Here is a 13,119-nt window from a genome sequence, read left to right on the forward strand (position 1 = left end):
AGCAGATGCTGCTGAGAGCAGCCACTCCGGAAGATCTGCGAGCCTTCCTGCGCGGGGGACCTGACTCCCTGGCTGCCGGGTTGGGAGTCAGCATTCCGGCCGGGTGGCCCGAATACCCTTGGGTAATTGAGTTCACGCTCGAAGTACTCCTAAAACAGCCCGACCGGGCCGAGTGGCGGATGTACTACTTTCTGGATCCTGAGCTGGGCTCCCTGATTGGATCCGGCGGCTACAAGGGCCCGCCCAAGGACGGGACAGTCGAAATCGGCTACGAGATCGCTCCCGGCTTCCGCGGGCAGGGATATGCCACCGCTGCTGTCCGTCAGCTCGTCGAGCGCGCCTTCAACACCGTGGAAGTGGCGGTGGTCGAAGCCCGCACGCTTCCACGCGCCAACGATTCCGGGGCTGTCCTCACGAAAGCCGGATTCGCATGCCAAGGCATCGTGCCGGACGATCAGACAGGGCAGGCGTGGCTCTGGTGGAAAGCCCGCGCGGGAGCATGATTCCGCGGACGCGTCCGGCCAGCAGCCTCTCCATGAAGAGCACCGTCAGCAGATGTCCCGCCAGCGTTTCATAGCGCCCCCTCCGTGAGGTCAATGAACTGGACCAACGCGAAATTCATTAAGGTGCCGCCATCCATCATCAGACACTATCGAAAGGTCAGCGGCGAGTCGGGGGCCCTGACCGGGGCGGCCAGCGATAACAGGTCCTGACAGCCCTTGTGCCCACGGCAGTACAGGGCCACACTGCTCGCAAAGAGTTTTCCGAACGGGGCACCGGAAACGACGCATCGGCCACAGTATTTAGAAGGAGGTGGCCGCCATGAAGCCCGGTCACGTGGTGTTACTGGTCCTCGGGATCCTGCTGTCCTTGGCCGGCCTGGCGCTGGTTTCAACGGCGGCTTTCACAGGACTGGTCCAAGCTGCCCAGGACGACGACGGCTACCTCACCTCCCAGCCGGTCCGGCTGGATGCCGACTCCTACGCCCTGACCAGCCAGCCGTTGGACGTGGTCATCGACGAGGAGCTGCCGCCCGGCGTGCATCTGGGCGACGCGTTCGGCTTCCGGCTCGAGGCGCGGGCCGCCCAGCCCGGACAGGACGTCTTCATCGGAATTGCCTCGGTGGATGCCGTCGATAATTATCTGGCCGGCGTGCCCCACTCCCAGCTCGCGGACGTCGAGTTCCGCCCCTTCGACGCGGACTACCGGGAGCTGCCGGGGACCTCCGCGCCGCAGCCTCCCGCCGAGCAGGACTTTTGGGCGGTCTCCGCATCCGGTCCGGGCGAGCAGCGGATCAGCTGGGACCTGCAGTCCGGCAGCTGGAGCGTGGTGGTCATGAACGCGGATGCCAGCCAGCCCGTCTCGGTGGACGTGCAGGCCGGCGTCAGGCCGGGCTTCCTGGGCCCGCTCACGATGGGCCTGCTCATCACAGGACTCGTGCTGCTGATCATCGGCTTGCCCCTGCTGATCCTCGGCGCAGCGGGAATCGGGCGGGCCTTGGCGTCGCGGCCCTCTGCGTTGTCCGGCGACAACCCGGTGGACCGGCGCGCGGCAGGTGACCACACGCCGTCGCACTCAGCTTCTCCGGCGACTGGACGGCCGGTTTATCCCGCCGCGCTGTTCGGCGCACTGGACCCGGGCCTCTCGCGCTGGCTGTGGCTGGTGAAGTGGCTGCTGGCCATTCCGCACTATTTCCTGCTCTTTTTCCTGTGGTTCGCGTTTGTGGTCACCACCATCGCCGCCGGTTTCGCCATCCTTTTCACCGGCCGCTATCCGCGGCCTCTGTTCCACTTCAATGTGGGCGTGGCGCGCTGGAACTGGCGCGTGGCCTTCTACGCCTACTCCGCGCTGGGCACCGACCGCTACCCTCCGTTCACCCTGGCTCCGGCCAGCTACCCGGCGGACTTCGACGTCGCCTATCCCGAACACCTGACCAACGGCCTCGTGCTGGTCAAGTGGTGGCTGCTGGCTATTCCGCACCTGCTGATCGTGTCCGCGTTCTCGAATGCGGCGATCTGGTGGGGTGCGGGCGGGAACTGGGACGGCAATTACGCCGGCGCAGCAGGCCCCTCCCTGCTGGGCCTGCTAGTCCTGATCGCCGGAATCATCCTGCTCTTCACCGGCAGGTACCGCCGCTCGCTGTTTGACCTGATCATCGGGATCAACCGGTGGATTTACCGCGTCCTCACCTACACGGCGCTGATGCGCGACGAGTATCCGCCGTTCCGGCTTGACCAGGGCCCGTCCGAGCCATCGCTGGAAACCGGTGACGCCGCCGCGCAGCCAGGTCCCCACCAACGCGAGCCTCTTGGCTGAGGGTGAAATCCTTCATCTGCGCCGTTCCGCCGTGATGCTGTGGGTACTATTAGGGCAGATTTCCTCGAACGGCCTATGGAAGGGGTGCTCCCGTGCTCAGAGTCATCAGCTACAACCTCCGAAAGCACCGTGCCAGCCGTGAACTGCTGAAACTGACCCAGGACTTCGACGTCAATGTCCTCTGCCTCCAGGAATGCGACACCACGGACCTGCCGCCCACGCTGGGGCCGCTGCATTTGGCCGACTCCACCAAGGGCAACCGGCTGGGCCTGGCGATGTACTACCACAAGGACCGCTTCACCGCCCTGGACACCAATACTTTCGCGCTGAAGAAGTCCCTGCATGACTATGTCCTCTCACCCGCCCACGAGCGGCTGCTCGGAGTGAAGCTGGTTGACAACGAGACGCAGCATGAACTCGTGGTCGGCTCCTTCCATGCCGCTCCGCTGACCGCGACGAATTCGCTCCGGCGCCACCAGATCAAGGCCGGCCACGCAGAACTGCTCACCATGGGCGGCGAAGGCATGACGCTGATGGTGGGCGACTTCAACTACCCCTTCTTCACCAAGAACCTCATCTCACACCTCAAGGAAACCGGCTACGAGCTCACGCTCAGCAACCGCCGGACCTACACGCGCTACAAGGTCTTCCAAGGCCACTTCGATTTCGCCACCTCGCTCGGGCTGAATATCGAGAGTGTCGAAACTCTCCCCCGCGGGGAGTCGGACCACCTGCCCATCCTCGTCTCGGCCGAATACCTGAACTAGCTGCGCCTACTGCCCGCCCGCCCGCGGCCACCTCCGACCACGGTCACGAAGTGAAGGAGAACTGATGGCTGACCCATACGACTCCCAAAAGGCCGGCAACGAGGCTCCCCAGCCGATGGTGGAGCGCAGCAAATTTGGAGTGAGCGAGAGGCGCAGGCCGAATGACGCCGAGGAAAGCCGTCCGCCAATTTCCAGCAGTGAGCTGCTGAGCAAGGGACCCACCGAGCTCGCCGAACACCGTGGCCCGCGGATCAACTGGCGTGTTTTGATCATCGCTGCCGTGATCGTCATTGCTTTCTCCATCTGGGCGATGGTCACGCCCGCGCATGCATCGGACACCATGCTTTCCGTCGTCACCTGGATTGCCGTGAACCTGGGCTGGTTCTACGTCCTCACCATCACCTTGGTTGTCTTGTTCGTCCTGTGGGTGGCACTCTCCAAGGAGGGCAGCGTCCGGCTCGGACCTGACCACTCCCGACCCAAATACAACCTCTTCACATGGGTCGCGATGCTCTTCGCTGCGGGCGTCGGAATCGACATGCTTTTTTACTCGGTCACCGGGCCGATCTCGCAGTATGTCGCTCCCCCATCCGCCACACCGGAATCTGCCGAAGCCGCGCAGGACGCAGTTGTCTGGACCATGTTCCACTACGGCATAGCGGGCTGGTCCATGTATGCACTCCTCGGCATGGCCATGGGTTACTTCGCCTACCGCTGGGGGATGCCGCTCTCCATCAGGGCGGCCCTCTACCCGCTGCTGGGCAAACGGGTTCGCGGGGCTACCGGCGATGTCATCGACATCTTTGCCTTGGTCGGAACCGTATTCGGCGTGGCAACCTCGATGGGCATCGGCGTCGTTCTGCTCAACGTCGGTTTCGCCTGGCTGTTCGGCCTGCAGGAAGGGCTGGCGCTGCAGATCGCCCTCGTGCTCGTCGCCGTGGTTATGACCATCGCCGCGTGCACCTCCGGCGTGGACAAAGGCATCCGGCTGATCTCCGAGCTCAACCTTTGGGCTGCGGGGGCAATGATGCTCTACATTCTGGTCACGGGCCACACCTCTTTTCTGCTCAACGCGATGGTTGAGAACATCGGACGCTTCGTCTTCACGCTGCCCGAGCGCACGGTGCAGACCTTTGCCTATGAGGACGGCGGAGCACAATGGATGGGCGGCTGGACCCTGTTCTTCTGGGCATTCTGGATGGCCTGGGGGCCATTTGTGGGGCTCTTTCTGGCGCGGATCTCACGCGGAAGGACGTTGCGGGAGTTCGTCATCGCCGCCATCACAGCACCGGTGCTCTGCGATTTTTTCATCGTCTCGATCTTCGGCAACAGTGCCCTCCGCGAGGTCCTCAACGGGAACACGGAGTTTGCACAGCTGGCGATGGACAGTCCCGAGCACGGCTGGTACGCACTGCTCGAGATGTTCCCGGGAGCTCCCTTCCTGATCGGACTGGCCACGCTATCCGGGCTGCTGTTCTACCTCACCAGTGCCAATTCAGGTGCCATGGTGATGTCCAACTTCTCCTCCTCGATTCCCGATCCCGCAGTGGATGGCGCGAAGTGGTTACGCATTTTTTGGGCTTTGGTCACCGCAATCCTCACGGTGGCCATGCTTGTAGCCGGGGGCGTGACCACGATGGAGTACGCGACGCTCATTTTCGCCCTTCCGGTGACCATCATTGCTTACCTGGTCATGGCGTCCTTCTCGAAAGTGCTCAGGATGGAGCAGGCCGAACGTGAAGGCCAGGTAATGCGCCGGCGCTCGGTTGCCGCCCACGGCGGTCAGACCCCGGAGAAGACCTGGCGCCAACGCCTTGCGCGTCTGCGCTCCTACCCCTCGAAGAAGTCCGTGGCGCAGTTCGTCGAGCGCACTGTGCACCCGGCGCTGGAAGACGTGGCCAGGGAATTCAACGAGCTGGGCTACGATGCCATGCTCACCACCGCCCCCAATGGGGAAACTGGCATCGAGGAGAACACCCTCGTGGTCAACATGGAAGACCACCGCAATTTCCACTATCAGGTGGCGGCGGTCGAGGCCCCCGTGCCCACCTTCGGCGGCCGCAGCATGGCCAGGGAAAGCGACGTGTACTTCAGGCTTGAGGTGTTCACCCAGACAGGCACGGAGGGCTACGACCTCATGGGGCTGACCCAACAACAGGTCATCAACGATGTCCTCGACCGTTATGAGGCGCACCTGTCGTTCCTGCAATACTCCAACGAGCGTGCCTATGCCTCAGTCATCACGCCCCCTGTGCCACCATCAACGGACGCGATACCTCATGTGCCCACAAGAGCCGACGACGTAGAGCGGGTCGACGAATGATCTTGCCAACGGCTAGTCGCTCAGGGCGTACGGCGGCACATGGCGGGCATTGTTGAACGGCTCGAACCAGTTCTCGAACTTCATCGAAGCCACGCCGGTCCCGATGCTGTCGAGGTAGTCCTCGAAACCATCCAGCGCCTCGCTATACAGCAGTTCCGCATCCGTGTCCTCGAGCAGGAACTCTTCCACGGTTGCCCGCCAGTCTTCGTCCAGCTCCAGCCCGGCTTCCTCGGCCAGCAACTGCGCCTCGTTGAGCAGGCAGCGCAGCGCAAGCTCCTGGGCAACGCACGACGGCGGCTGCCAGCGGCCGGCAATCCTGGTAGTAAGGTCGACGGCGACCGTGAGGAACCGCTGGGCGAACAGGGCCGTGTAGCGGTGTGCGAAGCGCGGCGGCAGGCCCGAAATGACGAACGTTTCGTCCATGTCCGCCGCCGTCGGCGTTCCCCGGCTGCGCAGCAACTCAATGTCCGAGAACAGCTCGTCCATCATGACAACGGAGGCGTGCCACAGCAGTCCGGCGACCAGTTTGGCCTGCCGGAGCGAACGACGGCGCTCCCCCTCGTCCTCAAGTTCGTCGTCGTAGCCGAGCATGTCGGGGCTCAGCCCCTCCACCTGGGCGGAGAGATCGATGAAATCCTGTTCGGTGACTGGAGCATCGGGAACGTCGGCAGGCCGGCGGTCGGCAAACTCGCCGTCGATCACGATCGCCGTGTCGGCAGCATGGATGTCGTCATCGTCGGCGGGATTGCCCGTCTCCGCGGAGACCCGGAATGCACGCGGCTCCACCCCCTCCACGCCGGCGAGGACGTCCGCCGCCTGGATCGGATCCGAGGCGATGATGAGCGCGTTCATCGGGTCGCTGATCGCATACTCGACTTCCTGGGTGTCGGAGGCACGAGAGATCGCACTATCCCGGAGGGCGTCGGGGTCGATAATGTTCACCTCGATCGTCACCCGCAGGGATACCGCTTGGCCCTGCCCGCTCTCCTCGTTCATGGAGAAAGCATATATCTGACAGTCCGTACCGCGGCCTATCCTGAGGAACATGGACGATGTCGTGGGATTGGGCAAGTTGTACGAGATGTCGCCGAACCTGAGGGCCAAAAAACTAGTCCTGTCCCACTTCGTTTCACCGAACATGTCCAGGCTAACGACCGCCGGCTCACCATATAGTCAATAGGGTGAGTTCAGAAGCGTTGTCCCGCCCCGCCGTCGTACGCCGCCCTAATCCCTTCCAGGCCCTGATGGCGGTGATCTGCATCCCGATGGCCATCCTGGTTCCCGTGTGGGTGGTCGCCGGGCGGGTGCTGTTCGGGATCTCCGGGCCGATGCTGTCGATCCTGGCGTTCACGCTCGGGCCGGTGCTGCTGCTCCTGCTGCTGTTCTCGGGGGTCAAGACCGTGGCGAACGCCGTCAAAACACGGCCTTTCGGCGCGCCCCTGAAGACATCCGCACTGCTGCTGACCACGTATCTGGTGGCCTTCGGATTCGGTTTCACCGTGCCAGACTTCGGTGAGAACGGCGGTTCGGTGTTGACGGCCTTGGCCGGCGAATCCGCATTGGGCATGTCCATCGCGCTGTGCAATCCGCTCGGCATCATCTCCATTGCCCTGTCCATCACCGTGACAGTGGTCTGCTACCGGGACGCCAAATACGCACGGCATTAGCTGTTTGATCCCCGCGCGGACTTTGGCTTGCTAGAGTCCGAAGCAGTAGCAGAACGCCACGAACCTGGAGGTGATTGCCTTGCCGATGCCAAGGATCCGATGGGCGGTGATACTCGCCGCCGCTCCCCTGCTGGCCGGCTGCGGGGTATCCATGCCGGCCGATCCGGACGGGACGCTGCAGGAAATTACCGGCGGGACGATCCAGGTAGGAGTCACCGCCGCAGCGGGCGAGGAAGGCAACTGGGTCCAACTGCAGCCGGGCGCCGAACCGGCCGGGATAGAGCCGGATCTGGTACGTGGTTTCGCCGCTACCCGCGAGGCCACCATTGAATGGATCGGGGGCACGGAGCACGAACTCGTGGACGACCTTGAACACGGCGAGCTGGATCTGGTCATCGGTGGCTTCGCGGATGACACGCCCTGGACCAAGCACGCGGGCATGACCCGGCCGTACATGGAGACTAAAGACGAACGCGGCAAGACGGTCAAACACGTCATGCTGACGCCGCTGGGCGAAAACGCTTTCCTGCTCGCCTTGGATAAGTACCTGCTGGCCCAGGAGCTGCAGTCATGAGCGCCGGGCACAACGTGCAGGCCGTGCACTTCGGCAATACGCGGCTCCCGGAGGAGCAGCGCGAGACCCTGCGCAAGGCCAAAAAACTCGAGTGGATCACCATCGCGTTCCTGGCCTTCACGGTAGCGCTGGTGTATCTGGTGCTCGGCAACTCGCAGGCCATGAAGGCGGCCTGGATCGAGGACATGCTCTCCTTCCTGCCGCCCATCGCGTTCCTCGTGGCCGCCCGCGTCATCCGCAAGCCGCCCACCGTGCAGCATCCCTACGGCTACCACCGCGCCATTGGGATAGCCCATTTGGTGGCCGCCGTCGCGCTGCTGGTCATGGGCACCTATCTGCTGGTGGACTCGGCGCTGGGACTGGTCACCGCGGAGCACCCGACGATCGGCGGCGTGGAACTGTTCGGCCGGACCATCTGGCTGGGTTGGCTCATGATCGGCGTCATGCTGCTGATCGCGGCGCCGCCGGTCTTTATCGGCCACGCCAAGATGAAGCTGGCCGAGAAGTTGCACGACAAGGTGCTCTATGCTGACGCCGACATGAACAAGGCCGACTGGATGACCGCCGTCGCCGCCGCCGTAGGTGTGGCGGGGATCGGCATCGGCTGGTGGTGGGCAGACTCCGTGGCCGCCCTCGTCATTTCGGCCAGCATAGCTAACGACGGCGTCAAGAACCTGCGCGGTGCAGTCAGCGACCTCATGGACGCCCGGGCCCGGACTTACGACAACGCCGGCCCGCACCCGCTGCTCGGTCGAATCGACGACTTCCTGGGCAACACCGGCTGGGTGGGCGAGGCCAAAAGCCGGATTCGCGACGAAGGCCATGTTTTCCATGTGGAGTCCTTTGTTGTTCCACGCGAAGGCAGCACGCCGACGGCGGAAGACTTGGAGCAGCTGCGCGAGGACTGCGTGGATCTGGACTGGAAGATCCAGGACCTGGTGATCGTCCTGGTCCCGGAGCTGCCCGAAGAGTTCCTGCCGGGCGTCGAGACCGGCGGCGAGGATTAGCTTCCGGCGGGGCTTCAGCCGGCGAGCGCCTTCCGCACCAGGGCACGCCGCTTGCCGCGGCGTTCCACCAGCTCGAACCCGGCTGCTAGAAACACGTCCAAGGTGCCGTAGTACAGCTCCTGCTGCGGTGTCTTGCCGCCGGCAGTATCCACCGGGTACCCCTCGACCGCTCTGGCTCCGCGGCTTGCCGCATGTTCGACGGCGGCGTCCAGCAGCCGGTGGGACAGGCCGACTCCACGCGCCTCGCGCTTGATATAGAAGCAGGCCACCGTCCACAAGCTTGCCGGGTCCTCGTTCTCCGCCAGCCGGGCGACCGAGGAACGTTCCAGCCTGGTATGGTACTGCCGCGGTGCCACGGATACCCAGCCCAGCGGTTCGCCGTCGAGCCTTGCAACCAGGCCGAACGGCTCGCCGGTCTCCACGCGCGCACGCATGAAATCCCGCCGTTCCGCGCTGCTGGAAGATGAATAGTCGCGCGAGGACAGCCGGAACCAGGAACACCAGCACCCGCCCTGCACCCCATCGGGGCCGAAGAGTTCCTCGAAAACTGGCCAGGTCGCCGTCGTTATTTCCACCAGTTCGAGCCCGGAAAGGTCCCTCTGGGTCGTGCCATGCTGCGTCCCATCCAGCTGCGCCATGCCTCCAGCTTGGCAGCGACGCGGCACCTTGCGAAGACCTGCCGGCGGTTTTCTAGGCGCCGATCGCCATCCGGATCCCGAGCGCGAACATAACCACCGCGATCGCTCCGTCCAAGATCCGCCACGAGGACGGTTTCGCGAAGAACGGCCGGAGCAGCCGGGCGCCGAAACCGAGCGCACTGAACCAGAGAATGCTGCCCAGCATCGCGCCGCCGCCGAACCACCAGCGCGCATCCGGCGCCTGGCTGTTGGCCACCGAGCCCAGCAGCAGCACCGTGTCCAGGTACACGTGCGGGTTCAGCCAGGTCAGGGCCAGCACCGTGGCCACGGCGGCCTTGGTGCTGAGCGGGCCCTGCTGCTCGCCGGCTGTGAGCGATCCGGGCCGGATGGCGCGCTTCGCCGCGATCAGGCCGTAACCGATCAGGAACGCGGCGCCGGCATAGCGGATGACGTCGACCACCACCGGCGCGGCCTCGATCAGCGCTCCGATGCCCAGGATGCCTGCGGCGATGAGCACCGCGTCCGACAGGGCGCAGATGGCAACGACGACGGCAACATGCTCACCGCGGATGCCCTGCCGCAGCACAAACGCGTTCTGCGCCCCAATGGCGATAATCAGCGCCAGCCCTGTCCCCAACCCGAGGACCGCCGCCTGGACCAAATCAAGTGCATTCACAAGATTCGAAGGTACTATGCGCCGGACTATTCCCCTGCACCGGCGGGGAACGTACGTTGGATTGGTAACCGTCCACCTTCCCCTTCAGGAGGAAACCGCATGACAGACAACCCCAGCCCCATCGACATCCAGAAGGCCCTTGGCGGCGTCGACTATCCCGCCTCGGCCGCCGACCTGGTCAAGCACGCGGAGAACTCGGGCGCCGACAATAGCGTCCTCGAGGCACTGCGCGGCCTGCCGGAGAAGGACTACGAGACTCCGGCCGAGGTCAACAAGGCCATCTCCAACAGTTAAGAGCCTAACCGGTACGAATCTACTGAATCCCAAGGTCGGGGTTTTCTACATCGCGATGATTCCGCAGTTCATTCCGGACGAAGCCGCTCCGCTCCTGATGGCCATAGCCTTGGCCGCGGTACACAACCTGCTGGGCCTGCTGTGGTTCACCGGCATAATCTTCGGCACGCATGTCGCCCGGAAATGGCTGCGGACACTGAAGGTGGCGAAGACGACGGACCGAATCACGGGCACTGTCATAATCGGATTCGGCACTGCCCTGTCCATGGAAACCCGGTAGCCCTCCAGGGTGCGTCCCCTCGGCGAGGGTGCGTCGGTTCTGCACCAAGGTGCGCCGGCACGCGTCGGGGCGGTATTTTGGAAGGGATCCATTTTCCCCAGTAGAGGACCCTTATGTCTCCGCGCGCCCTGTTCCGCTCTGTCGCCTTCGCCGAGGCGGTGACGTGGACGCTGCTGCTGATCGGCCTGTTCCTCAAGTACGTCACCGAAACCACTGAGGTAGGCGTCCGCATCGGCGGGGGCATCCACGGGTTCGTGTTCCTTTGCTACGCGGCGGTCACGTGCTTCATGTGGGTCAACCAGAAGTGGCCGGCCAAAACCGGCCTCCTCGCACTGGTTTCCGCCGTCATTCCCTATGCCACCATCCCGATGGAAAAGTCGCTGGACAAGAGGGGCCTGCTCAACGGTGGCTGGCGCCTGGCCGTTGGCGGCGAGGAGCCGCGCGGCTTGCTTGAGAAGCTCCAGGCGTGGGTGCTGCGCAAGCCCATCACGGCCATCGTCGTCGCACTCATTGCTGTGGCCGCGGTCTTCAGTTTCCTGCTGTTCCTCGGCCCGCCCGACACCTGGTTCGCGTAAGGTCCGTCCGCGGCTACCGGCCGGAGAGTTGTTCGACCAGCTTCAGCAGCGCAGTGTTGTCCAGTTTTCCGTCGCCCTGTGCCACCAGCGCCGCCATGAGCTGAGCCGCCGCCGTGCCCAAGGGGATAGTGACTCCCGCGTCCCGTGCGGCCGCGGTGAGAATGCGCAAGTCCTTGTTGTGCAGCTCCGCGCGGAAGCCGGGCTGAAAATTCCGTTCCACCATGCTGGGTGCGCGCCGCTCCAGCACCGCGCTGCCGGCGAGACCGCCGGAGAGGGCGTTGATGGCGATAGTCGGATCCACCGAGTTGGCCTCCAGGAAAACGATGGCCTCGGCCACGGCTTGGATGTTGACAGCACAGATCAGTTGATTGGCGGCCTTGACCGTCTGCCCTGCCCCGGCCGGACCGACATGGACGATCGTCTTGCCCATGGCCTCGAAGACGGGCCGGGCCGTTTCCACGTCGGAGGCTTCCCCACCGACCATGATGGACAGCGTGGCTTCGATGGCGCCGCGTTCGCCCCCGCTGATCGGCGCGTCGAGCACGCCGAAGCCCGCCGACTGTCCTGCCTCGGCGAGCTTGCGTGCCGTGGCCGGCTGGATGGTGCTCATGTCAATGAAAAGGGCACCTTCGCGGGCGTGGGCAAAAACGCCGTCGTCGCCCAGGGCCATCGCCTCGACGTCGGGCGAATCCGGCAGGCAGGTAATGATGACGTCGCGGTCCCGAACGGCTTCAGCCACGGTGGCAGCACCGGTGCCACCGGCTTCGACGAAGCGCTCCACCTTGGCCTGTGAGCGGTTGTACCCGGCCACATCGAACCCTGCCTTGACCAAATTTGCCGCCATCGGGCCGCCCATAATGCCCAAGCCGATGAAACCAATCTTCGTCATGAAAAACCTGCCTTCGTCGTGGAAATCGGACGCCACACACCTGCCGGCCACTGTAGTGGCCATCACTCGGGTCCCGGTAATCGATTGCGGACGGTGACCAGGTCGACGTCGAGCACTTGGCCCGCGTCCACCAGGACTGTCATGTAGGTGCAGACCGGCTGGCGCCGCCGGTCTGTCGGCGAGCCTGGATTGAGCAGCCGCAGACCGCCGGGCGACGTCGTGTCCCACGGAATGTGGCTGTGTCCGAAGACCAGCACATCTGTCTCGGGGAAGTTCGCATCGGCACGCTTTTCGCGCCCGACGGCGGCTCCGGTCTCGTGGATCATGGCGAAGCGGACGCCCTCGATTGCTACTCTGGCGACTTCCGGCAGCCGCGTCCGCAGCTCTTCGCCGTCGTTGTTCCCAAAGACTGCCACCAGCTGTCTGCTCCGCTGTTCAAATTCGTCCAGCAGCTCCGGGACCACCCAATCGCCAGCGTGGAAGACCACGTCGGCCTGCTCAACGGCGTCCCAGACCTCGGCGGGCAGCTGCCGCGCGCGCTTGGGAACATGGGTGTCCGCGACGAGCAGCAGCCTTCTGGCCACTAGACGCCCTGCGCCTTCCGCTCTGGTGCCGTTTCGGCAAGAAGTGTTTCCAACCGGTTGTCCGTGAGGTAGGTCATGCCTTCCAGGATGCCCGTCAGCTTGCGGCGCTCTGCGGCGGTGAAGCGGGTTTCATCCAGGATGTCACTGACCCACAGGCCGTCCATGGCGAGGCGGACGATGATACCGATGATGCCCGCGGGGTCCCGCGGGTCGAGGTCGCGGCTGTCCAGCCTGCGGTTCAAGTAGATCAGCGCCTCGGCCAGATTCGGCCGGGCCACGGCGGTGGCGAGCAGTGCTGCCTGGTTCCGGTCTGCGTTTGACCTGGCGTCTGCGAAAGCCCGGATGTAGGCCCGTTCTTCTGCACCTGCTGGGACGGGATCCCGTTCGGCCAGTCTGCCCAGCTGGTGGACCAGCTCGGTAATAATCTCTTCGACGTCCTGTTCGATTTCCTCGATGGGCGCCCCGGGCCTGAACATATCTCCTCCAGCTACTTGTCTGCGGGTTCTCCGCTTGCCTTCAAGTCTAGCCA

Annotated in this window: 16 protein-coding genes; 10 read left to right on the top strand and 6 right to left on the bottom strand. The window is 64.3% G+C overall.

Annotation, left to right across the window (positions count from 1 at the left end; translation table 11 throughout):
* Positions 1 to 5 precede the first annotated feature (5 nt).
* The 4 genes from J5251_RS03195 (at position 6) to betT (ending at position 5,406) form a co-directional block, all read left to right on the top strand.
* Complete coding sequence (locus J5251_RS03195) at positions 6 to 503, top strand: GNAT family N-acetyltransferase (protein WP_208575153.1); 498 nt, start codon at positions 6 to 8, stop codon at positions 501 to 503.
* Positions 504 to 822: 319 nt separating this feature from the next.
* Positions 823 to 2,316 (top strand): DUF4389 domain-containing protein, encoded by a 1,494-nt coding sequence (locus J5251_RS03200; RefSeq protein WP_208575154.1) that lies wholly within the window; start codon positions 823 to 825, stop codon positions 2,314 to 2,316.
* Between the two features lie 92 nt (positions 2,317 to 2,408).
* Positions 2,409 to 3,083, top strand: coding sequence for an endonuclease/exonuclease/phosphatase family protein (locus J5251_RS03205; protein ID WP_074700496.1), 675 nt, complete (start codon positions 2,409 to 2,411; stop codon positions 3,081 to 3,083).
* Between the two features lie 64 nt (positions 3,084 to 3,147).
* Positions 3,148 to 5,406: a choline BCCT transporter BetT gene (betT, locus tag J5251_RS03210; RefSeq protein ID WP_139005581.1), complete on the top strand. Its 2,259-nt coding sequence runs from the start codon at positions 3,148 to 3,150 to the stop codon at positions 5,404 to 5,406.
* Between the two features lie 12 nt (positions 5,407 to 5,418).
* Here betT and J5251_RS03215 read toward each other — a convergent pair whose 3' ends face one another.
* Complete coding sequence (locus J5251_RS03215; RefSeq protein ID WP_139005582.1) at positions 5,419 to 6,402, bottom strand: hypothetical protein; 984 nt, start codon at positions 6,400 to 6,402, stop codon at positions 5,419 to 5,421.
* 185 nt (positions 6,403 to 6,587) lie between these two features.
* On the opposite strand from J5251_RS03215, the gene J5251_RS03220 reads away from it, so the two are divergent.
* The 3 genes from J5251_RS03220 to J5251_RS03230 all read left to right on the top strand — a co-directional run bounded on the left by J5251_RS03220 (position 6,588) and on the right by J5251_RS03230 (position 8,654).
* Positions 6,588 to 7,073: a hypothetical protein gene (locus tag J5251_RS03220; RefSeq protein WP_139005583.1), complete on the top strand. Its 486-nt coding sequence runs from the start codon at positions 6,588 to 6,590 to the stop codon at positions 7,071 to 7,073.
* Between the two features lie 85 nt (positions 7,074 to 7,158).
* Positions 7,159 to 7,647, top strand: coding sequence for an ABC transporter substrate-binding protein (locus tag J5251_RS03225; RefSeq protein ID WP_208575155.1), 489 nt, complete (start codon positions 7,159 to 7,161; stop codon positions 7,645 to 7,647).
* Positions 7,644 to 8,654 (top strand): cation transporter, encoded by a 1,011-nt coding sequence (locus J5251_RS03230; RefSeq protein WP_139005585.1) that lies wholly within the window; start codon positions 7,644 to 7,646, stop codon positions 8,652 to 8,654. Before J5251_RS03225 ends, J5251_RS03230 begins: the two co-directional genes overlap by 4 nt.
* A gap of 14 nt (positions 8,655 to 8,668) precedes the next feature.
* Here J5251_RS03230 and J5251_RS03235 read toward each other — a convergent pair whose 3' ends face one another.
* Together J5251_RS03235 and J5251_RS03240 are read right to left on the bottom strand one after the other, a co-directional pair.
* The gene (locus J5251_RS03235; RefSeq protein WP_208575156.1) at positions 8,669 to 9,292 is read right to left on the bottom strand and encodes a GNAT family N-acetyltransferase; all 624 of its coding nucleotides are present in this window, start codon (positions 9,290 to 9,292) and stop codon (positions 8,669 to 8,671) included.
* A 52-nt stretch (positions 9,293 to 9,344) separates the two neighbouring features.
* Positions 9,345 to 9,968 (bottom strand): LysE/ArgO family amino acid transporter, encoded by a 624-nt coding sequence (locus tag J5251_RS03240; RefSeq protein WP_139005587.1) that lies wholly within the window; start codon positions 9,966 to 9,968, stop codon positions 9,345 to 9,347.
* Between the two features lie 99 nt (positions 9,969 to 10,067).
* On the opposite strand from J5251_RS03240, the gene J5251_RS03245 reads away from it, so the two are divergent.
* From J5251_RS03245 to J5251_RS03255, 3 genes are all read left to right on the top strand, one after another.
* On the top strand, positions 10,068 to 10,262 hold the full coding sequence (locus tag J5251_RS03245) for a DUF2795 domain-containing protein (protein ID WP_208575157.1): 195 nt from the start codon (positions 10,068 to 10,070) through the stop codon (positions 10,260 to 10,262).
* Between the two features lie 22 nt (positions 10,263 to 10,284).
* Positions 10,285 to 10,542 (top strand): LysE family translocator, encoded by a 258-nt coding sequence (locus J5251_RS03250; RefSeq protein WP_279633619.1) that lies wholly within the window; start codon positions 10,285 to 10,287, stop codon positions 10,540 to 10,542.
* Positions 10,543 to 10,655: 113 nt separating this feature from the next.
* Positions 10,656 to 11,117, top strand: a complete 462-nt coding sequence (locus J5251_RS03255) for a DUF3817 domain-containing protein (RefSeq protein ID WP_139005590.1) — start codon at positions 10,656 to 10,658, stop codon at positions 11,115 to 11,117.
* A 13-nt stretch (positions 11,118 to 11,130) separates the two neighbouring features.
* Here J5251_RS03255 and J5251_RS03260 read toward each other — a convergent pair whose 3' ends face one another.
* From J5251_RS03260 to J5251_RS03270, 3 genes are all read right to left on the bottom strand, one after another.
* Complete coding sequence (locus J5251_RS03260; RefSeq protein ID WP_208575159.1) at positions 11,131 to 12,006, bottom strand: 2-hydroxy-3-oxopropionate reductase; 876 nt, start codon at positions 12,004 to 12,006, stop codon at positions 11,131 to 11,133.
* Positions 12,007 to 12,068: 62 nt separating this feature from the next.
* On the bottom strand, positions 12,069 to 12,590 hold the full coding sequence (locus tag J5251_RS03265) for a metallophosphoesterase family protein (RefSeq protein ID WP_208575160.1): 522 nt from the start codon (positions 12,588 to 12,590) through the stop codon (positions 12,069 to 12,071).
* On the bottom strand, positions 12,590 to 13,066 hold the full coding sequence (locus tag J5251_RS03270; RefSeq protein WP_139005593.1) for a TetR family transcriptional regulator: 477 nt from the start codon (positions 13,064 to 13,066) through the stop codon (positions 12,590 to 12,592). Before J5251_RS03270 ends, J5251_RS03265 begins: the two co-directional genes overlap by 1 nt.
* Positions 13,067 to 13,119 lie beyond the last annotated feature (53 nt).

It is taken from the genome of Arthrobacter crystallopoietes (genome assembly GCF_017603825.1).
In the GTDB taxonomy this organism is placed as follows: Bacteria; Actinomycetota; Actinomycetes; order Actinomycetales; family Micrococcaceae; genus Crystallibacter; species Crystallibacter crystallopoietes_B.

Excerpts from the sequence above, each read along its gene's own strand:
- J5251_RS03195 (WP_208575153.1), top strand. The coding sequence starts at position 6 with ATGCTGCTGAGAGCAGCCACTCCGGAAGATCTGCGAGCCTTCCTGCGC.
- J5251_RS03200 (WP_208575154.1), top strand. The coding sequence starts at position 823 with ATGAAGCCCGGTCACGTGGTGTTACTGGTCCTCGGGATCCTGCTGTCC.
- betT (WP_139005581.1), top strand. The coding sequence starts at position 3,148 with ATGGCTGACCCATACGACTCCCAAAAGGCCGGCAACGAGGCTCCCCAG.
- J5251_RS03215 (WP_139005582.1), bottom strand. The coding sequence starts at position 6,402 with ATGAACGAGGAGAGCGGGCAGGGCCAAGCGGTATCCCTGCGGGTGACG.
- J5251_RS03225 (WP_208575155.1), top strand. The coding sequence starts at position 7,159 with ATGCCAAGGATCCGATGGGCGGTGATACTCGCCGCCGCTCCCCTGCTG.
- J5251_RS03230 (WP_139005585.1), top strand. The coding sequence starts at position 7,644 with ATGAGCGCCGGGCACAACGTGCAGGCCGTGCACTTCGGCAATACGCGG.
- J5251_RS03235 (WP_208575156.1), bottom strand. The coding sequence starts at position 9,292 with ATGGCGCAGCTGGATGGGACGCAGCATGGCACGACCCAGAGGGACCTT.
- J5251_RS03245 (WP_208575157.1), top strand. The coding sequence starts at position 10,068 with ATGACAGACAACCCCAGCCCCATCGACATCCAGAAGGCCCTTGGCGGC.
- J5251_RS03255 (WP_139005590.1), top strand. The coding sequence starts at position 10,656 with ATGTCTCCGCGCGCCCTGTTCCGCTCTGTCGCCTTCGCCGAGGCGGTG.
- J5251_RS03260 (WP_208575159.1), bottom strand. The coding sequence starts at position 12,006 with ATGACGAAGATTGGTTTCATCGGCTTGGGCATTATGGGCGGCCCGATG.
- J5251_RS03270 (WP_139005593.1), bottom strand. The coding sequence starts at position 13,066 with ATGTTCAGGCCCGGGGCGCCCATCGAGGAAATCGAACAGGACGTCGAA.